Origin of the sequence: Amycolatopsis sp. lyj-108 (assembly GCF_046549005.1) — a bacterium.
Classification (GTDB): domain Bacteria; phylum Actinomycetota; class Actinomycetes; order Mycobacteriales; family Pseudonocardiaceae; genus Amycolatopsis.
In genome coordinates, this window is record NZ_JAJPWQ010000016.1 from 1 (window position 1) to 20013 (window position 20013).

Here is a 20013-nt window from a genome sequence, read left to right on the forward strand (position 1 = left end):
GTCACGCCCAACGGCTGATTGACGGTCTTCATATCTCGGCTTTGCCTACCAGCCCTGGCTATGCACTCACATGCCGGAAGGAAATCCACCCGTGACCACTTATCTGCTTGTACCCGGCGCCTGGCACGGCGGCTGGTGGTACGACCCCGTAGTCCCCGCTCTCAAAGAGGCCGGGCACACCGTCGTCGCGCTCACTCCCATAGGCCTGGATCCGGACGCAAACCCGCCACAACAGGTGATCACCCTGGACGACCACGTGCACCAGGCCATCCAGGCACTACGGGCAGTTCCCCCAGAGGCGGACGGCAAGCGTGATGCCGTCCTCGTCGGCCATAGCTACGGCGGAAGCATCATCAGCGGTGTCGCGGACGCCGAATGCGACCGAATCCGAGCACTGGTCTATCTGGACGCCCTGATCCCCGAAAACGGGGATTCCAGCTGGTCGATGACCAACGACGAGGAGCACGCCTGGTACGTCGACGGGTCGGCCCGCACCGGAGTTTTCGTTGATCCCTTGCCGTTTTTCGATAAGCGGGCACGCCCGCACCCGCTGGCCACCCTGATGCAAGCCGCAAAACTCACGGGGGCATGGCGCGGCGTACCCGTCAAGCACTATGTCGAAGCAACAGGTTGGCCTGGCGAATCCCCGCTCGCGGCGATGACGGCGAAAGCACGCGCCGACGAACAGTTCACTGTGCATACCTGGGATACCGGACACAACTTCATGCACAACGCTTCAGAGCTCGTCCTGAAGCTCATCGTCGACCTCTAGCCGGAGCCCCTTCGCGCAGGTGCCGCGACCTCGGTGCAGACACGCTGGATGCGTTACCGACGGCTTGCTGGGATCGGACAGCCGCCCGATCCCGGCAAGGCCGGTGTCCCGCCGACCAAGTGCCACCGAACGTCTCTCATGCCGCCGAGCGGTCGTTCCCGTGAACGCACGCACATGCCGAGAATGGAGCATGCAGGGCACGCTTCGGTCTGGTTAGCGCGTGAATTCTGTTTCCGCTAGTTGTGTGAAGGCGCCGTTCCGCCCTCTCCCGGCCGGCGCTCGTCGACCCGCTCAACGCGACGACCGCGGGCGCGCGCGGCGGTATCGACTCACGCGCGACCGGCCCGTTCGCCCTGCCACCGGACGAACGAGTGCGGCTGCGCAGCATCGCCGACGACCAGGTCGCCTGCCTCGCCGGGTACAACATCCCCGCCCACGTCCAGATGAGCCCGACCGGACGGCCGAACGTGGTCGTCACCGGTGTCCCCGGGGCGGTACAGTGCCCACTCGCCGACCTCACCACGCCGACAGCGACCGAACGGCAGGCGCTACGCGAACTCACCGCGCTGGTCAAACGCTTGCCTTGCCCAGCAAGGAATCCAGCCGGTCGAAGTCACTCTCGACTACAGCTGGACGAGCGATTCCCCGGTCGTTGTCGGCGGTGTACAGGAGCAGTTCGACGCGTGCATCGGCTCGGCGCGCAAGGAGCAGCTGCGACGCTACACCGCACCGGCCGCGCTGTTCACGCTCGGCCAACCCGCGGGTACCGAGCCGTCCACCGCGTTCGAGCTTTCGGTCGGCCGTACGACCGGGATCGCCGCGCTGGTGCTGGTGTTCACCGTCGGCGTGAGCATCCTCGGTGCCACTCGGCTGGTCCGCCCGCTGCACGCCCTCACCGGCTGACCGAGGCCTTCAACGAGATGGCGAGCCAGCGGGCATGGCTTGAGCGCCAGCGCGGCGAGCTGGTCAGCGACGTCGCCCACGAACTGCGCAATCCGCTGGCCAACATCCGCAACCTCCTGGAAGCCGCACAGGACGGCGTGGTCGAACTCGACCCGGACCTGGTGTCGTCGCTGCTGGAAGAGGCACTGTTGCTCCAGCACGTCATCGACGATCTGCGCGACCTCTCCGCCGCCAAGGCGGGCGAACTGCGGCTGCATCCGGAACCGGTCGACCTGAGCGATTCGCTCGGTCAGGTCGTCGCCATGCATCAGACGTCAGCGGAACGACCCGGTACTGACCGCTGACCCGGTACGGCTGCGCCAGGTACTGGCCAATCTGGTGTCCAACGCGGTCATCGCGATCGCGGTGTCCGATACCGGTCCCGGTATCGCGGCCGACGACCTACCTCACGTGTTCGACCGCTTCTGGCGCGCGGAGAAGTCCCGCAGCCGCCAGACCGGGGGCAGCGGTCTGGGCCTCGCGATCGTCCGCGACCTGGTGGCGGCGCACCACGGCACGGTGACCGTCACCAGTCCGCCCGGCGAGGGCGCGACGTTCACCATCCGCCTCCCGGTCACGATGTCGTGAGTCCCGAAGGTGCCCCCAATGTGGCATTGGGGACACTCAACGTCCCCGATGTCACATTGGGGCATCACCACCAGCGCCTCCCATGGTGGCGGTGGTGAGCCCGCGCGCTGGGTCGGCATTTGGCTTTGTGGACTTGGCGCGGGTGGCCCACGCCGGGTTGCTGCTCGGCCCGTCGACCTCGACGTTATGGATGTACCAGTAGAAGTGGCCGCGGAACCTTTTGCCGAAGTGCAGTTCGTAGGTGCCGCGAACCTTGGTACTGAACAGTAACTGAAGTTCGCCGCGCCAATTCTCAAAGTGAGGCAGAACGAAAAAACCGCCCGACCTCGGCTCATCTGCCAGGTGGGCGGTATTTCGTATTGTGGAGCTAAGGGGACTCGAACCCCTGACCCCCTCACTGCCAGTGAGGTGTGCAAGGGCTTTCTACCTGCGGGAACGGAGAAACCGCAGGAAAAGCACTGCGGTTCAGTGTTGTTGGGTGGAGTTCGAGACCGTTCGAAACCGCCTTATGCCCCAGTTTTGCCCCAGGGAAATTCGTGTGAATGATGAGAGGCGATGTCGGGAGCGCGCGGCACGGCGCGGAAAAGGGTGGCTCCACGTCAAGGGGGAGGGAACGCGGAGCCGCCAGGAGAATCTTGGCACGATTGGGCGGCGAGCACCGGGTTGATGGCCTTCGAGATTGGCGACCCAGTCGGCATCTAAAGAGACGCATGGCTCTGCGAAGGGGCACTACCTGCTCCGGGCCCGACGGCAGGAGGGGTAGCTTGCCCCCCATCGCCCAGTGGACGATCAGTCTGTGTGACAGGGCTGGTCTCGACCACGACGTGCCGACTCGAGGGCGACCGGGAACTCGGCCGCCCTCGATGCCCGTCCTTACTGGGGTGCGGGGATTCCTTGGCCGATGCCGCCGTCGACGGTCAGTCTGGCGCCGGTGGTGAAGGTCGCGTCGAAGGCGAGGAACAGCACGGCCGTGGCGATTTCCTCGACGGTGCCGTGTCGCTGCATCGGAGTTGCCGCGTCTCCCATCTTCATAAAGGCGTCCCGGCTCTCGTCGGTCATGCCGACGATGCCCATGGTCGGGGTGTCGATGAAGCCGGGGCTGACCACGTTCACCCGGATGTTCCTGGGCAACAGTGCGCCGGCGATCCCTTTGGCGAACGCCCGGACGGCGGCTTTCGCTCCCGAGTAGACGGTCAGGGCGTCTGTTCCGCCTTCGTCGGCGATGGACGTGGTGAAGACGATCGAGCCGCCGTCGCGGATGAGGGGAGCGAGCCGTTGGGTGGTGAAGAACGCGCCTTTCGTGTTGGTGTCGAAGCTCTGGTCGTAGGACGCTTCGGTGACTTGGTCGAAAGGTTCGAGCCTGGCGAGTCCGATGTTGACGAACACGAAGTCGATCCGGCCGAGCTTGTCCTCGACGAGATCACCGAGCGCGTGGATGTCGGCCATGCTGGTGACGTCGGATCGGACCACGTGCGCGGCAGAGGACGCGAGTTCGGTACGTGCGGCTTCGATGTTCTTCTCGTTGCGGCCGGTCAGCACGACCTCCGCGCCACCGTCGAGGAGCGCCTTGACGACCGCGAGTCCCATACCGTGTGTTCCGCCGGCGACGACGGCCTTCTTGCCCGAATACTTGTTCAAGGTCTACTCCGTGGGTTTCTTGAGCAGCTCGACCATGCCGGCGAGATCGCGGCCGTGGGCGCGCCGGCCGATGAGGTCTCGCAGGGGGATGAGCAAGTGGGAGAGCAGGGCTTTGTCGACGTTCTGGGAGTTGCTGGCCGTGACGATGTTGGCGATCGCCACCGCCTGCATGTCCGGTGGGGAATCGGATTCCTCGACCGTCTGCGTGCTGGTGCCGTTCTGTTGGGCGAGCAGGGGGAGCGCGATGGTCGTCGCGGTCAGCCAGGGGGTCAGCAGGGATGAGGCGAACTCCGCCAGGTCTGCCTTCTCCGTGCCGACGAGGGCGAGTGCGTGGCTCGCCCCGGCGAACTGGCCGTACATCGCGCTGAGCAGGGCCAGGTCGTAGAGCGACGCCAACCCGGGGTCGGTGCCGACGTACCTGGCGGCGCCCAGCCGATTCAGCGCCTGCTCGTTCTGGTCGAGGACGGGCCGTGAGCCGCTGTAGAGGACGAGGGCTTCGGGCTGGCCGATCATCGGGGGCACGGCCATGATGCCGCCGTCGAGGTAGTCGGTGCCGTGCCGGGCTGCCCAGGTGGCGGTCTCGCGGGCTTGGTCCGGAGTGCCGTTGGTGAGGTTCACCAGTGCTCGACCGGCCAAGGTGTCGCCCACCGGATCGAGGATCTCGTGCAGGACCGGGTAGTCCAGCAGGCAGACGACCACCAGAGGGCTCGCCGTGACCGCCTCGGTGATCGTGGCCGCCCGCGTCGCGCCGTCCGCGACGAGGCCGTCGGCCTTGCCCGCGGAGCGGTTCCAGACGGTGGTGGGATGGCCGGCGGCCAGGAACGTGGCGGCCAGCGCCTTGCCCATCGCGCCGAGGCCGATGACCGTCACCGGGACGGGTGCTTCGTGTTCGTTCACGCGAACTCCATTCGGGTCTGTGAGCACCACCCTGGGAGGGGCCGCCCCGGGGCCGGTCTAGGTCCGGTCTAGGCCGGGTGCGCGTCGACCCGATCGGCTGCCGGCCGGTTACCGTGGTGTCGTGCGTTTCGGAGTGCTCGGTCCGTTGGCCGTGTGGACGGCGGACGGGACTCCGGTCGAGGTCGGGGAGTCGAAGGTCCGTGCGTTGCTGGCGGACCTGCTGATCCACGAGGGCCGTCCGGTGTCGGCCGATCGGCTGATCGACGATCTGTGGGGTGAGAGGCTTCCGCTCAACCCCAGAAAGACCTTGCAGACGAGGGTCTGGCAGCTCCGGCGGGCGTTGGAAGGCGCCGAGCCGGGAGGGCGTGACCTGGTGGTGTCGCTGCCACCCGGCTATCTGCTGCGGGTCGATCCGGCCATGGTGGACCTGGGTCGGTTCCGGGACCTGGCCGCGCGGGCGCGGATCAGCGACGACGCCCGCACCCGGGCTGAGTTGTTGTCGGAGGCCTTGCGGCTGTGGCGAGGGCCGGCGTTCGCGGACTTCCAGGACGCGGAGTTCGCCGGGCATCTCACTCGACGTCTCGAGGAGGAGCGGCTGGTCGTTCTGGAGGAACAGGCTGAGGCGAGGCTGGAGTCGGATGATCGGCTCGCCGCCGGGCTTGCCGCCGAGCTCCGCGAACCAGTGGCTCGATACCCCCTGCGGGAACGTCTGTGCGCGGTCTACATGCGTGCGCTCTACCTCGCCGGGCGCCAAGCCGAGGCACTGGCCGCCTACAGCGGGCTGCGGCACCGGTTGGCCGGGGAACTGGGCCTGGACCCCGGGCCCGAGCTGGCCGCCCTTCACCAGTCGATCCTGGAACAGGCCACCCATCTCAGCCATGCTTCCGGCGCGGCGCCGCGAACCAACTTGCCCGTCCCGCTGAGCGCCCTGATAGGCAGATCGGACGTCGTCGGCGCGGTGCGCTCGGAACTGGACACGGCCCGGTTGGTGACGCTGACCGGCCCCGGCGGCGTCGGCAAGACGCGGCTGGCCGTGGAGACGGCGGGCGGCCAGGTCGATGCCTTCCCCGACGGCGTCTGGCTGGTCGAACTGACCAGGCTGGATCGCCAGGACGATCCGCGGACGTCAGCGGAACTGACCGACCTGGTGGCCACGGTCCTCGGCCTCCGCGACGACGCCACGACCGTCCTGTTTCCCTCCTCTGGTCCCGTTTCCTCGCTCGAGCGGCTCACCGGCGCCCTGCGGACGAAGCAGCTCCTGCTGGTATTGGACAACTGCGAGCATGTGTCCGAGTCGGCCGCCGAACTCGTCGAACGACTGCTGTCGACAGCGCCTGGCCTGCGAATCCTGGCGACCAGCCGTCAGCCGCTCGCGGTCGACGGGGAACAGGTGTGGCCCGTGCCGCCGCTGGAGCCACCGGAGCCCGGGGCGGCGATCGAAGCCGTACGCGAGTCCAGCGCGGTCCGGCTGTTCCTCGCACGAGCGAGCGCCGCCGTGCCCGGGTTCGACCTGACCACGGACAACGCCGACGCCGTCGCCACGATCTGCCGACGGCTCGACGGAATTCCGCTCGCCCTGGAACTGGCCGCCACCCGGCTCCGGGCCTTGGGCGTGCGGGAACTGGCCGCGCGAGTGGACGACCGGTTCCGATTGCTGGCAGGCGAGAAACGAGGAGCGCCTGCTCGTCAGCGGACGTTGCGGGCGATGATCGACTGGAGCTGGGAACTGCTCACCGAGGCCGAACGCCTGGTGCTGCGCCGTCTTTCCGTCCATGCCGGAGGCTGCACCATCGAGGCGGCCGAAACGACCTGCGCCGGCGGGGGAGTACGGACGAGGGAGATCCTCGACCTGCTTGCCCGGCTGGTGGACCGCTCGCTCGTCGTCATGACCGAGACCGCGGACGGCCCCCGGTACCGGCTACTCGAATCCGTCGCGGCCTACAGCCACGAACGGCTCGACGAAGCGGGCGAGTCCGAACGGATCCGGCAGCTGCACCGCCGGTACTACGCCGAACTCGCCGAACGCGCCGAGCCGCACCTGCGAAGCCGGCATCAAAGACACTGGCTGAGGCGCCTCGACGCCGAGACCGCCGATCTCCACCGGGCGCTGGAAGACGCGATCCAGGACGACGAGGCGGAATCGGCGCTCCGGCTGGTCAACGCGCTGGGCTGGTACTGGTTCTTGCGTGGCAGGCTCGGCGAGGCACGCCGAATGCTGAACCTGGTAATGGGCCTCCGCGGGCCGGCGCCCGCCGCGACGAGGGCCGTGGCCGCCGTCTGGCGAGCCGGGATTACGCTGCTGATCCGCGATGCCACCGATCCGGACACGATCAGGCCGAGTCGTGTGCTGGAGACGCTGTACGACGCCGTCGCCGACCCGGCCGCGCGGGCCTGGGCCGAGTGGTTCCTCGGCTTCGCACAGAGTGGTTTCGATGCCCCGGCGACGGCGGGTGACCGGAACGACCGCCTTCTTGCGGCCTACCACGACGCCGGTGACAACTGGGGCCTCGCGGCCGTCCTGATCACACACACGTTCGCCACGACCAAGGGTGACCTCGCCGAAGCAGACCGGCTCGGCCGCCGAAGTCTGGCTCTTTTCGAAGAGCTCGGCGACCGCTGGGGGCAGCTGAAGGCCAGGCAGGGCCTTGCCACGTTGTCCGAAATCAGTGGTGGCTACGAAGAAGCCGCACGCCTTCGCCGAGAGGGTTTGCGCAACGCCGAAGAACTCGGTTTGTGGACCGAGGCGGCATACGAACTGTCCGGACTCGGCCGCAGCGCTTTGCTGGCAGGTGACTACGCCACAGCGAAGGAGTTCCATACCCGGGCGATGCGGCTGGCCGCGGACCAGTCCCACCAATGGGGCGTCCAACACGCCGAAGTCGGCCTCGGGCTCGGCGCACGCAGACAAGGCGACCTCGATACCGCCGAAACACATCTGCGAAACTGGCTCGACTGGTGCCGGCGCTGGAACGGAACCCCCGGCCTCGCACTGATCCTGGCCGAACTCGGCTTCATCGCGGAACAACGCGGCGACGCCGCGGCGTCGCTCGACCTCCACCTGGACGGCTACGCCGCCGCCCAGGCCACCGGCGACCAACGGGCGATCGCGCTCGCGCTGGAAGGACTGGCCGGAGCACACTCGCTCGCCGGTCACCACCACCGCGCCGCCCGCATGCTCGGCGCGGCCACCGCACTCAGAAAAGCAGCGGGAGCGCCACTACCGGCCGCCGAACACGGCGACATCGACCGGATCACCACCAGGATCCGGCACAACCTGCCCGAAAACGTCTTCGTCACCGAATTCGACCACGGTCGGAGAAATGACCCCGACGACGTCGTCGGACACACCACAACGCCGAATACCTAGCATCCGGCAAACGCTCCAGCTGGTAGCGGCAGCAGGAGAACGCACTACACGATCCTGTCGTGTCCGTAGGAGCGTCTTCGCTCGAGGGTGGGCTCGCGTTTTGCCGTCGGACCGCGCCTGTGCCGGTGGCGTTGCTGATTCGCAAGCATCGATATCTACGGTCTCTGGATCGAGGCGCGCGTACCCAGCGCTGCCTGATCCTGAACTTGGATCTCTGGGAACAGGCCGCTCCTCTACGATGATCTTCGTGCAGGGGTCACCGGTTCGTGAATGGGAGTTCTTGCTCTCCCGGCATCATCCCGGGGGGTGGGAGCCCGTCCTGAGCGGAGAGTCCGGCGCCTCGGTTTTCCGCAGCGCCGACGGCTCGCGGTATGCCAAGTGTGTCCTGGCCGAGCAGGAGGATCTGCTGGAACAGGAACGAAACCGGGTGGAGTGGCTCAGTGTCAGGGGTATCCCGGGACCCGAGGTGCTCGGGTGGGGCTCCGGCGCCGGCGGAGCGTGTTTAGTGACCAGCGCTGTCCAAGGAGTGCCCGCGGACAGCGTGTCGGCCCAAGACCTTCGTCAAGCGTGGCCGTCGATCGCTGACGGCGTGCGAGGTTTGCATGCCCTGCCGGCGAAGGACTGTCCGTTCAGCCGGAGCCTGGCGCAGATGTTCGCCATCGCCCAGGATGTCGTCGCCAGCGACAAGGTCAATCCGGAGTTCCTGCCGGTCGACCAGCAGCAGACGCCGCCCGCCGAGCTGCTCGCGCGGCTTGCCGGGCAAGTCGATCGCCGCCTCGTGCAAGAAGCCGGCGACACCGTCGTCTGTCACGGCGACCTCTGCCTGCCCAACATCATCCTCGATCCGGTCGCACTGAACTTCGCGGGATTCATCGATCTCGGTCGCCTCGGCCGGGCGGATCCCTATGCCGACATCGCTTTGCTGCTCGCCAGCGCACGCGAAAGCTGGGTCGACGAGAACCAAGCGATCGCTGCCAACGATGTTTTCGCCGGCAGTTACGGGATCACGCTCGACACCGACCGGCAACGGTTCTACCTCCACCTCGACCCCCTCACCTGGGGATAGCGAGCAAGACCGAGACCATCGAGGATCCGGGGCTCGGCCGCCGGAGCCAGGCGATGCGGGTGCCGGAGCTCCGGCCCCGAGTCGATACCGTACGGGATTAAAACACAGCACCGGGCCCTGAACAGGGAAAAACCACTTTGCTCGCGTGTTGAGCAAAGTGGCTACTCTGCGAACAAACCGCAGTTCAGAGCAACAAACCGAAAAATTTGGTGGAGCTAAGGGGACTCGAACCCCTGACCCCCTCACTGCCAGGTTCAAGCAAGGCGCTGACCCGAGGTTATCGAGAACCCGCTGGTCGGCTGGCGCAGTTGTGCTCTGTTCAACGCGGTTTATCGTTGTTGGACGTTGTTGTAGCGGACGGGATGCTCCAGGTCTGCTCCAGGAAAATTGATGTGAGAGTTGGTAGCAGCCAGTGGGTCGTTGCCGCTGCGGCGGACTCGAGACCACGTCGCTGTTAGCGTTCGGTGCCGGACCCGCCTAGCCGTCGCGTCCGGCTACGGTTGGCCAGCCTGACACGCGATTTCGCCTGGCGCCGCGACAACAACGCCCGCTCGCAATAACGGGTAGACAGCCCGCGTATCAAGTCCTGTCGTAGTGGACTGCTCGGTCGGCGCTCGTCGCGGCAGATCGTTGCGTTGACGGGCGTACTTCGCTGCAGCCGCCGGTCACTGGTTGAGAGGCGGGTTTGATGTCAACCGTCAGGCGTGTTCTATCCAGGGCAGCGTTCCCCACTGAACCGCAGACCAGAGTTCGCGAAAGGCGGCATCGTCCTTCGGCGTCGAGATCTGGCGAAGCGTCAGAAGCTGTCTCGCTGTCCAGCGAGCGTCCTCAAGGATGGTCCGCGTCCCGCCGATTCTTGCGAGGGAGCGCGTCGCGTCACCGCCGTGAGCAATTGCGCTGCGGACCTTGTATACCTGCTCGTAGCGGTCGAATCGAGCGGCGCGAGCGGCCGGGTCGCGTTCGAGCAGTGCGAATCGTCCCTTGCTAACGGCGCCCGGGACTGCATCTTTGCCTGTGAGTAGTGAGTCGAGCGCCACGCTGACGGCGAGCGCCGCGTCGTCTTCAGCATCGGCCCAGAACGCTCGTGCATACCAACGAGCGGCGACCCTGAGGCGCTGCGCGATTGCGTCATCTGCCACGAGGAGGTCGTCGAGCAGGGGAAGCAGTTCAGCGTCGAGCAATCGATCGAGTGGCATGGGATCAGCGCTCATCCAACGGAAGTCGTTGCCGGCACTCCAGCCCGTGATGGTTAGCACCTGAGCGGCGAGCTCGGCTGATCCACTCTCGGCGAGCAGGTCTCCCAATGTCCTGCGGTCCAGCGCTATACCACGCACGCCGGGTCGATTGGTCGCTCCACGCAACGAGTAGATGCCGTGTTCGTCAAGGCGGTCTGATAATAGAAGGACGAGTCCAATGGCGTCATCAAGGGTGCGCCCGAAGTCGTGATAAGCCAGATTTCCCTGTCGGCTGCTCGTTGCGGTTGCCACGACGAAGCCACCAAACTTGGCCAACATCTGTCGAGCGTGGTCCACGAACGCCTCTGTTTCCCATGCATCGAGGTTGAGCTCGCGTGCTACTGGTGTGGCGTCCTCTGGCATGTCAAATCTTGCAATCACGAGTTCCCCGATGGCATGTCAAATCTTGCAATCACGAGTTCCCCGAGTGTCGCTGGTTCCGTTGCCCAGGTCACATTCGCGAGCGCGGCGGCTATGCGGACCGCCGGGGGCTTCAGCAACTTCCGAACTGTAACTTCGAGGTCGAGCGAGCTGTCGGCTGACGCTGCTGCGAGGAGGGACAGGACAGTGGTCCACAGGTCCTCGTCCCGCCAAACCGCCCTGACGCGTTGGGCGCTCAAAAGTGCGCTCATGGCCTCCTCCAGCGCCGGCATGCCGCGATCTTCGACGGTGAGCGCACCTTTCCCGCCGTGAAACGCTCGCGCGGGCGATGCGCGATAGTCCGCCTCTAGCCACGCCCATCCAATGCGCGGATCGGCCCTCGTCTCGCGGATCGCCGCTTTCACACGTCCTAGGTGAGCCGCAATGTCTTTCTCAACGCCCATCCTCAGTCATATCGGATCTCGCTGTCAGGCGCGCGATTAGGGCCTCCCTCACCTCGGCATGAGCGCGCGAGTCAGTGTGACTTGATGGAGCGTCCGGCGTAGCGCGCGTCCGCTGGCTCGTCTGGTTGTTCGTACGAACCATGCGAAACACAGGACCCCGGCGGTCACGACTGTCCGCTTGGCTGCCATGTACCGCGACGATCAGGTGTCCCGCTCGATCGAGGACCTGCCAAAGCAGCCCGAGAAACCGCTGCATGTGGGCGATGTCATCGCAGTGACCCCGATCCAGGCCCGTCGGGTAGATGTTGTGTGTTCGGGGGCGGGCGAACTTCCTGGGGTGGACGGTGCGGCGATCTCTCCACATGGCGGAGGACCCGCACGAACTGATCGCGTTCACCGATTTCTGGGCTTGCGGGCTGGAGGAGTCGCAGTTCACCGTGAGTGAGGGCCCTTCCGTCGAGGCTTACGTCACCAGGTGGTCGGTGCTGGTGAACGATCTGACCGCCGAGCAACGCTGGCCGGGTTGGGGCGCCGCTGCTTGACGCTCTCGCCGGTGACCCGCAAGCACGGCCCGGACACGGTGCTGATCGTGGACGGCACCCTGGTTCCCACCCATGACCGCACCCTGTCCGCCTCCAGCAAGAACTACCGGTACTCGGTGAACATGCAGGTCGTCATCGACGCCGACCCCCGCCTGGTCGTCGCGATCGGCGACCCCACCCCGGGAAACCGCAACGACTGCCGCGCCTACACCGACTCCGGCGTCGATCAGCAATGCCGGGGCGCGAAAGGGAAGGCCGACGGCGGCTACCAGGGCAACGCGGAAGTGATCATGCCGTATCGCAAACCCGCGAGGGGCAACCGCCGTTACCGCAATGGAAAGAGGACCTCAACACCGTCCACAAAAGTGTCCGCGCCCGTGTCAAGCACGCCCTGGCGCACATGAAGACCTGGAACATCCTGCGCAACTGCCGCCGCAAACGCGACGGCGTCTCGCACGCCACCCGCGGCATCGCCCTCATGCACAACCTGACCATGACGGCCTGACGGCCGCTACGGCAGCAGACGCTCCGCCCTTACCCATATCCACCACCACACACGCCGGGAGCCCGGTGGGTCGGGAGCTCGAGCGCGGGCGGAGCGGCCGGCTCGCGCAGCCATCTCGCGAAGTCCGGTGGGCCGCACCGCAGCGGCGGGCGCGGGTGGTCGGGGTCCAGGCGATGCCAGCGGTTACCGCCGCCCGCCGTCACGTGTCGGCGAGTTCGGTGGTGATCTTGGTGTGCGGCCTGTTGTCCTGGGAGACGAGGAAGTCATCCAGTTCGTTCCGGTCGGGCGGCAGCTCGTCCACGACCGCGTATCGCCATGGCGAGTCCGGCCCGCGAGCCGGACCCTTGGTGACCTTCGTTCGATGCCGCACGGTGGCGAAGGTCGACTCGATCGGGTTGGTGGTGTGCAGGTGGGTCGCGGGTGGAACCCCGAGCAGCACTGGAGAATCTCCGCAGGAATACCCGGAAGGATGACCCAGCTGGGGCAGTTTTGGTGACCCCGTTTGAAACGGGGTCATGGGCGTGCCCCAGGTTTGCCCCAGTTACTGAACGGTAGCCGAAGTTCGGCGCGGCATTTCTCAAAGTGAGGACCCACGAAAAAACCGCCCTACCTTGGTCTATGTGCAAGGTGGGCGGTGTTTCGTCACTGTGGAGCTAAGGGGACTCGAACCCCTGACCCCCTCACTGCCAGTGAGGTGCGCTACCAGCTGCGCCATAGCCCCGAAGCGGGTTGTTCTCCGCATCTCGTGTGTCCATACATTACACCGCCCGCCGGGGCCGTTCACGCGGGGGTCACTCTGTGCTGCCTCGAGCCGCCGGATAGGCACTGACCTGCATTTTTGCGACTTATTTTTAGACGTGTATTGACTTCGCGTGTGACCGCCGTTACGTTTTCGTCCATCGTGACGCCGAGGTCCCCGCCCGCTACGCCGCGTCTCCACTGGGCTCCGCCTCAGCTCGTCCTGCCCGAATGACGCGGAGGAGGTCCTGATGCGGGCCAGAGCAGCCCTGATAGCCCTGTTTTCCCTGGTCGGAGCGCTGATCGTGGTGGCTCCGGCGGCGCAGGCGGCCATCGTTCCCGGTACCTGGTACACGGTGACGACCACCGGCGGGAAATGCGTGGACGCGCGTGCCGCCGGATCGGCGAACGGGACGGTCGTCCAGCAGTACGCCTGCAATCAGACCTTCTCCCAGCAGTGGCAGTTCCAGCCCACTTCGGGTGGCTACTACCGGGTCAATACGCGCAACGACCCGGCGCAGGTGTGGGACGTCGCCGAAGTGTCGACGGCCGACGGCGGGCTGATCCATCTGTGGGCCTACGGCGGCGGGAACAACCAGCAGTGGCAGCCGGTCGAGGAATCCGGTGGGGCGTATCACTTCGTGAGCCGCAACAGCGGCAAATGCCTGGACATCCCGGGCCTCTCGACCCAGGACGGCATCCAGCTCCAGCAGTACGCCTGCAACGGCACCGGCGCCCAGTCCTTCCGGCTCACCCCGGTCACCGGCACCGCGAACCCCGACCTCGGGCCGAACGTGCTCGTCTTCGATCCCGCTATGTCGCAGTCGGCGATCCAGTCCCAGGTCAACAGCGTGTTCTCGCGGCAGGAGACCAGCCAGTTCGGCTCGAACCGGACGGCGCTGCTGTTCAAACCGGGCTCGTACAACGTCGACGTCAACGTCGGGTTCTACACGCAGGTGCTCGGGCTCGGCCTCTCACCCGACAATGTGACGATCAACGGCGCGGTGCACGCGGAGGCCGACTGGTTCCAGGGCAACGCGACGCAGAACTTCTGGCGTGGCGCGGAAAACCTGTCCGTCAACCCGGCAGGTGGCACGGATCGCTGGGCCGTTTCGCAGGCCGCGCCCTACCGTCGGATGCATGTCCGCGGCAACCTGCAGCTCGACGACGGTGGCTGGTCCAGCGGCGGCTGGATGTCCGACGTGAAGGTCGACGGTCAGGTCCGGTCGGGCTCGCAGCAGCAGTGGATCTCGCGCAACTCGCAGTTCGGGAGCTGGAGCGGCTCCAACTGGAACATGGTGTTCGCCGGCGTGGACGGCGCGCCGTCGACGAGTTTCCCCAATCCGCCGTACACCGCGGTGAACACGACGCCGGTCGTGCGGGAGAAGCCGTTCCTGTACGTCGACAACGCGGGCGCGTATCAGGTCTTCGTGCCCGCCAAGCGCACCAACGCCTCCGGCATCACCTGGGGCACCGGCCAGCCGGGGTCCTCGCTGCCGATCAGCCGGTTCTTCATCGCGAAGCCCGGCACGACGGCGTCGCAGATCAACGCCGCCCTCGCCGCGGGCAAGGACCTCCTGATCACGCCGGGTGTCTATCACCTCGCCGAGACGCTCCGCGTCACCCGGCCGGACACCGTCGTGCTCGGCCTCGGCCTGGCGACACTGATCCCGGACAACGGCATCACCGCGATGACGGTGGCCGACGTCGACGGCGTCAAGGTCGCCGGCGTGCTGATCGACGCGGGTACGACGAACTCGAACACGTTGATGGAGGTCGGCCCGGCGAACTCCGCGCAGGATCACGCGGCCAACCCGACTTCGCTGCACGACGTGTTCTTCCGCGTCGGCGGGGCGGGCGTCGGCAAGGCCACGAACAGCCTGGTGGTCAACAGCGACGACGTCATCGGCGACCATCTGTGGATCTGGCGTGCCGACCACGGCAGCGGGGTCGGATGGAACACCAACACCGCCGACACCGGGCTGATCGTCAACGGTGACGACGCCACGATGTACGGCCTGTTCGTCGAGCACTATCAGAAGTACCAGACGATCTGGACCGGCGACCGCGGCCGGACGTACTTCTATCAGAACGAAATGCCTTACGACCCACCGAATCAGGCCGCCTGGATGAACGGCTCGACGCGGGGTTACGCGGCCTACAAGGTGGCGAACTCGGTGACGGCCCACGAGGCGTACGGGCTCGGCAGCTACTGCTACTTCAACGTCGATCCGAGTGTGGTGGCGGATCGCGCGATCGAAGCGCCGAACAACCCGAACGTCCGGTTCCGCAGCATGGTCGCCGTCTCCCTCGGCGGGAACGGGACCATCGCGCGGGTCGTCAACGACCGCGGCGGACCGGCGAACTCGGGATCGACGGTGGCCAACCTGGTCGCTTATCCCTGATACCCCGGTGCGCGCCGGGATGGCGGTCGCGGCGCGCACCGGTCCTTTCACCCCTACGAGTGGCGTGCCGCGCGTAAGCCCACCGGCGCTCCGATACTCGGGGCATGCCTCTCGTCGGTCTCACCGTCGTCGAACCCCGCCTGGCCTGGCCGCTCGCCGCCGTGCGCGGGGTTTTCGCCATCCTCTTCGGCGTTCTCGCGTTGATCTGGCCGGGAACGACCGTCCTCGCCCTCGCGATCCTTTACGGCATCTACGCGATATTCGACGGCATCGGCGGCATCATGCAGGCCTTCCGGCCGGGTGACGCCGCTCATCGTGCCGCCTACGGAGTCCTGGGTGCCCTCGGGATCATCGCCGGGGTCCTGGTCCTGATCTGGCCGGGGATCACGGTGCTCGTGCTGGCGCTGCTGGTCGGCTTCTGGGCGATCTTCACCGGCATCGTCGAGATCGTCGCCGCGATCCGGCTGCGCAAGCAGATCGAGGGTGAGGCGTTCCTCATCGCCGCGGGCGCGCTTTCGCTGATCGCCGGCATCGTGATCGTGTTCAACCCGATCGCCGGTGCCTACGGGATCGCGCTCCTGGTCGGGATCTATGCCCTGCTGTACGGCGTGATGCTGCTGGTACTGGCCTTCCGCCTGCGCAAACTCACGCGGGCCTGAACGCCTGTCGCAGCTGGATCCGCGCGCCGGCGCGGCGCAGGTTCGACAGGCTCGGCGAACCTTCCACCGTGGTCGCGACGGCGAAGCGGCGGCCTTCGCGGGCGGCCGCGGTCAGGCCGTGGAGGAGCAGCCGCGCCTGTGCTCCTTTGCCGCGATGAGTCCGCGGCGTGGCGGATCCGCCGAGGAGGACACCCGGTCCGTGCGTGCTCAGGGCCGCGGCGGAGATCGGCACACCGTCCTCGATGAGCAGCGACCGCCGGAGCCGCGGATCGGCGTGCTCGGCGGCGATGAACGACGTCACCGCGTCGCCGCTTTCGTACCCTTCCAGCAGGATGCGGAGGAAAACGTCGATGTCGGGTGCGTCGTCGACGTCCGCGTCCTCGGCCGCGAGTCCGGCGAGCGGAAGGATCGCGATCGGGCGGACACCGGCGGGCACGAGGCCGGTTCCGTGGGGGAGACCCGGCGGCAGCACCAGCGTCGGCGGGTCGCCGTCCCAGCACGACGCCCCGGCGAGCCGGACGGCCCGCGCCAGGTTGTCCTCGGTGATTCCGGAGATCGTGCGCAGGAACCGCAGCTCCGGTGCCGTGGCGATGACCACGAGCAGCCCGTCCTCGCGCCACGCGGAGAAGGTGCCGGGCAGCCCGGCCGCGGTGGCCGCCTCACCGGCGATGGCGGCACGGGCGTGGATCACTTCTTCGGCTTCGGTCAGCACGTCGCCAACGTAATAGGCTGATGCGGTGAGCCAGCCGATCCTCTTGACCGTCGACGACGATCCCGCCGTGTCCCGTTCGGTCGCCCGCGACCTGCGCAGAAGGTACGGGAAGGACTATCGGATCATCCGGGCCGATTCCGGCGCCGACGCCCTCGAAGCGCTGCGCGAGCTCAAGCTGCGCGGCGACGCCGTGGCCGCGATCCTCGCCGATTACCGGATGCCACAGATGGACGGCATCGTCTTCCTCGAGAAGGCGATGGACCTGTTCCCGCACGCCCGGCGCGCGCTGCTGACCGCCTACGCCGACACGGACGCCGCGATCCAGGCGATCAACGTCGTCGACGTCGACCATTACCTCCTCAAGCCGTGGGATCCGCCGGAGGAGAAGCTCTATCCGGTCATCGACGCGCTGGTGGAGACCTGGCGCGCGGTGGGGGAGCGGCCGGTCGACGAGATCAAGCTCATCGGCCACCGGTACTCGTCGCCGTCGTTCCACCTGCGCGATTTCCTGGCGCGCAACGCCGTGCCGTACCGCTGGTACTCGGTGGACGACGACGAGGGCCGCCGGATCCTCGACGCGGCGGACGCGGCGCCGCAGGACATCCCGGTGCTGGTCACGCCGGACGGCACGGTGCTGCGTCAGCCGTCCGGGCCCGAACTCGCCGACGCCGTCGGCCTGTCCACCCGGCCTGCGCAGGAGTTCTACGACCTGATCGTGATCGGCGGCGGACCCGCCGGGCTCGGGGCGGCCGTGTACGGCGCGTCGGAGGGGCTGCGCACCGTCATCGTCGAGCGCAAGGCGACCGGCGGGCAGGCGGGCACCAGCTCCCGCATCGAGAACTATCTCGGCTTCCCGGACGGCGTTTCCGGCGCGCAGCTCACCGATCGCGCGCGGCGGCAGGCGCTCAAGTTCGGCGCCGAGGTGCTCACCGCCCGTGACGTCGTCGGCCTCGAAGCGCGTGGTTCGGCGCGCGTGGTCATGTTCGGCGACGGGACCGAGATCGCCGCGCATTCCGTGGTGCTGGCCAGCGGCGTCACCTATCGGGCGCTGGAGGCTCCCGGGATCGCCGAACTCGCCGGCCGCGGTGTCTACTACGGCTCCGCCGCCACCGAAGCGCCCGAATGCAAGGGCGAGCACGTCTACATCGTCGGCGGCGCGAACTCGGCGGGCCAGGCGGCGGTGTTCTTCTCCAAACACGCCGCCGACGTCACCATCCTCGTCCGCGGCCAGTCGCTCGAAGCGTCGATGTCGCACTACCTGATCGAGCAGATCGCCGGGATCGAGAACATCCACGTCCGCACCCGGACCACCGTGGTCGAGGCGCACGGCGACGATCACCTCGAACGGCTGACCTTGTGCGAGAACGGTTCCACCACCGAGACCGTGCCCACCGGTCACCTCTTCATCTTCATCGGCGCGGCGCCGCGCACCGACTGGCTCGGCACGGAGATCCAGCGTGACGACCACGGTTTCGTACGGACCGGCCCCGATCTGCTCACCGACGGCGGTCCGCCGCCGGGCTGGCCGCTGGACCGCGACCCGCACTACCTGGAGTCGTCCATCCCCGGCGTGTTCGTGGCGGGCGACGTGCGGGCGGCGTCGGTGAAGCGCGTCGCGTCGGCCGTGGGTGAAGGCGCCATGGCGGTCACCCTGGTCCACCGATACCTGGAGGAGCAATGAGCGTTCTGCCAAGGGAGGAACTGCGCGGGCTCTTCCTCTTCGAGCACCTCAGCGACGAACAGCTGGACTGGATCGACGAGCACGCCAAGCTGGAGCAGTACAGCGGCGGCACCACGGTCATGCGCGAGGGTGAACCCGCCACCTGCTTCTACCTGCTGCTGTCCGGCGCGTTGCGGATGACACGGCTCGTCGGCGACACCGAGGTCGAGACGATCCGGTCCGATCAGCGCGGCGCCTACTGCGGCGCGACGCAGTTCTTCGTGCACCAGGAGACCGAACACACCTACGGCGCTTCGGTGCACGCGGTCAGCGACCTCACCTTCCTGACCTTGCCCGCGGCCGAGTTCGCCACCGAGTTCCGCCGGTGGTTCCCGATGGCGACACATCTGCTGGAGGGGATGTACCTCGGCTGGCGCAACAGCGACACCGTGATCGGTTCGCGGCGGCGGCTGCTGGCGCTCGGCGAGCTTTCCGCCGGGTTGACCCACGAACTCAACAACCCGGCCGCGGCGGCCGTCCGCGCGACGGCGTCGCTGCGGGAACGGGTCGCCGGGATGCGGCACAAACTCGCGATGCTGGCGAAGAAGAACGTCGACCCGTCGCTGCTGGAGCAGCTGCTCGAAATCCAGGAACAGCTGGTCAAACAGGTCGCCTCGGCGCCGAAGCTGTCCGCGATGCAGCAGGCCGACCGCGAGGACGAGATCGGCGACTGGTTCGACGGCCACGGCATCGACCAGGGCTGGGACCTCGCCGACATCTACGTCCGCGCCGGGCTGACCGTGCCCGATCTCGATCGCCTGCTGGATTCGGTGGGGGAGACCTTCCTCGACGGCGCCGTCCGCTGGCTGGCGTACGCGCTCGAGACCGAGATGCTGATGGGCGAGATCGAGGATTCGACCACCCGCATCTCGGTGCTGGTCGGCAAGGCCAAGCAGTACTCCCAGATGGACCGCGCGCCACACCAGTGGATCGACGTCCACGAAGGACTCGACTCCACCCTCGTCATGCTCGCCGGGAAGATCGGGCCGGGGATCCGGGTCGTGAAGGAGTACGACCACGCGGTGCCGAGGATCCCGGCGTACGCGGGCGAGCTGAACCAGGTGTGGACGAACATCATCGACAACGCGCTCGGCGCCATGGGGACCGAGGGCACGCTGACCCTGCGGACGTCCAGGGTGAACGATCACGTGCACGTCGAGATCGGTGACACCGGACCGGGGATTGCGGCGGAGGTGCGGCAGCGGATCTTCGAACCGTTCTTCACCACGAAGCCGGTGGGGCAGGGGACCGGGCTCGGCCTGGACATCTCCTGGCGCATCGTCGTCGAACGGCATCAGGGCGACCTCCGGGTCGATTCGGCGCCGGGTGACACGCGCTTCACCGTGTGCCTGCCGGTCTCGGAGCAGTCCGTGATCTGACTTTCCTTCCACCCCAACGGTTCG

16 protein-coding genes, 1 tRNA gene and 1 pseudogene are annotated in these 20013 nt (G+C 67.2%); 12 read left to right on the forward strand and 6 right to left on the reverse strand.

Annotated features, from left to right (window positions below; translation table 11 throughout):
* The first annotated feature begins 91 nt into the window (after positions 1–91).
* The 4 genes from ACLJO0_RS40080 (at position 92) to ACLJO0_RS40095 (ending at position 2302) form a co-directional block, all read left to right on the forward strand.
* Positions 92–772: an alpha/beta fold hydrolase gene (locus tag ACLJO0_RS40080; RefSeq protein WP_410585032.1), complete on the forward strand. Its 681-nt coding sequence runs from the start codon at positions 92–94 to the stop codon at positions 770–772.
* A 480-nt stretch (positions 773–1252) separates the two neighbouring features.
* Positions 1253–1675, forward strand: a complete 423-nt coding sequence (locus ACLJO0_RS40085) for a hypothetical protein (protein ID WP_410585034.1) — start codon at positions 1253–1255, stop codon at positions 1673–1675.
* Positions 1676–1692: 17 nt separating this feature from the next.
* Complete coding sequence (locus ACLJO0_RS40090; RefSeq protein WP_410585036.1) at positions 1693–2019, forward strand: sensor histidine kinase; 327 nt, start codon at positions 1693–1695, stop codon at positions 2017–2019.
* 34 nt (positions 2020–2053) lie between these two features.
* Positions 2054–2302: a sensor histidine kinase gene (locus tag ACLJO0_RS40095; RefSeq protein WP_410585038.1), complete on the forward strand. Its 249-nt coding sequence runs from the start codon at positions 2054–2056 to the stop codon at positions 2300–2302.
* Positions 2303–3175: 873 nt separating this feature from the next.
* Here ACLJO0_RS40095 and ACLJO0_RS40100 read toward each other — a convergent pair.
* Together ACLJO0_RS40100 and ACLJO0_RS40105 are read right to left on the reverse strand one after the other, a co-directional pair.
* Positions 3176–3940: an SDR family oxidoreductase gene (locus ACLJO0_RS40100; protein ID WP_410585040.1), complete on the reverse strand. Its 765-nt coding sequence runs from the start codon at positions 3938–3940 to the stop codon at positions 3176–3178.
* A 3-nt stretch (positions 3941–3943) separates the two neighbouring features.
* Positions 3944–4837, reverse strand: coding sequence for an NAD(P)-dependent oxidoreductase (locus ACLJO0_RS40105; protein WP_410585042.1), 894 nt, complete (start codon positions 4835–4837; stop codon positions 3944–3946).
* A 121-nt stretch (positions 4838–4958) separates the two neighbouring features.
* Between ACLJO0_RS40105 and ACLJO0_RS40110 the strand changes: the two genes are divergently transcribed.
* Together ACLJO0_RS40110 and ACLJO0_RS40115 are read left to right on the forward strand one after the other, a co-directional pair.
* Positions 4959–8204, forward strand: coding sequence for a BTAD domain-containing putative transcriptional regulator (locus tag ACLJO0_RS40110; protein WP_410585044.1), 3246 nt, complete (start codon positions 4959–4961; stop codon positions 8202–8204).
* Between the two features lie 238 nt (positions 8205–8442).
* On the forward strand, positions 8443–9270 hold the full coding sequence (locus ACLJO0_RS40115) for an APH(3'') family aminoglycoside O-phosphotransferase (RefSeq protein WP_410585046.1): 828 nt from the start codon (positions 8443–8445) through the stop codon (positions 9268–9270).
* Positions 9271–9968: 698 nt separating this feature from the next.
* Here the strand turns inward: ACLJO0_RS40115 and ACLJO0_RS40120 are convergent.
* On the reverse strand, positions 9969–10868 hold the full coding sequence (locus ACLJO0_RS40120) for a hypothetical protein (RefSeq protein ID WP_410585048.1): 900 nt from the start codon (positions 10866–10868) through the stop codon (positions 9969–9971).
* A gap of 805 nt (positions 10869–11673) precedes the next feature.
* On the opposite strand from ACLJO0_RS40120, the gene ACLJO0_RS40125 reads away from it, so the two are divergent.
* Positions 11674–11871, forward strand: a complete 198-nt coding sequence (locus ACLJO0_RS40125) for a hypothetical protein (protein WP_410585050.1) — start codon at positions 11674–11676, stop codon at positions 11869–11871.
* Positions 11868–12376: pseudogene (locus tag ACLJO0_RS40130) on the forward strand (transposase); the annotation flags it as partial. The gene ACLJO0_RS40125 and the pseudogene ACLJO0_RS40130, both read left to right, overlap by 4 nt.
* Positions 12377–12575: 199 nt before the next feature.
* On the opposite strand, the gene ACLJO0_RS40135 reads toward ACLJO0_RS40130, so the two are convergent.
* Positions 12576–12815, reverse strand: coding sequence for a hypothetical protein (locus tag ACLJO0_RS40135; protein ID WP_410585377.1), 240 nt, complete (start codon positions 12813–12815; stop codon positions 12576–12578).
* Between the two features lie 209 nt (positions 12816–13024).
* Positions 13025–13097: transfer RNA gene (locus tag ACLJO0_RS40140), tRNA-Ala, on the reverse strand.
* 268 nt (positions 13098–13365) lie between these two features.
* Here ACLJO0_RS40140 and ACLJO0_RS40145 point away from each other — a divergent pair.
* Both ACLJO0_RS40145 and ACLJO0_RS40150 read left to right on the forward strand, forming a co-directional pair.
* A complete protein-coding gene (locus tag ACLJO0_RS40145) occupies positions 13366–15519 on the forward strand; it encodes an RICIN domain-containing protein (RefSeq protein WP_410585052.1) in 2154 nt (717 codons plus the stop codon).
* 104 nt (positions 15520–15623) lie between these two features.
* Entirely contained in the window at positions 15624–16178 is a 555-nt protein-coding gene (locus ACLJO0_RS40150) for an HdeD family acid-resistance protein (protein WP_410585054.1), read from the forward strand.
* On the opposite strand, the gene ACLJO0_RS40155 is transcribed toward ACLJO0_RS40150, so the two are convergent.
* Complete coding sequence (locus ACLJO0_RS40155; protein ID WP_410585056.1) at positions 16165–16890, reverse strand: hypothetical protein; 726 nt, start codon at positions 16888–16890, stop codon at positions 16165–16167. The genes ACLJO0_RS40150 and ACLJO0_RS40155 overlap by 14 nt on opposite strands.
* A gap of 25 nt (positions 16891–16915) precedes the next feature.
* Between ACLJO0_RS40155 and ACLJO0_RS40160 the strand changes: the two genes are divergently transcribed.
* Complete coding sequence (locus ACLJO0_RS40160; protein WP_125796083.1) at positions 16916–18571, forward strand: FAD-dependent oxidoreductase; 1656 nt, start codon at positions 16916–16918, stop codon at positions 18569–18571.
* Entirely contained in the window at positions 18568–19989 is a 1422-nt protein-coding gene (locus ACLJO0_RS40165) for an ATP-binding protein (RefSeq protein WP_410585059.1), read from the forward strand. Before ACLJO0_RS40160 ends, ACLJO0_RS40165 begins: the two co-directional genes overlap by 4 nt.
* Positions 19990–20013 lie beyond the last annotated feature (24 nt).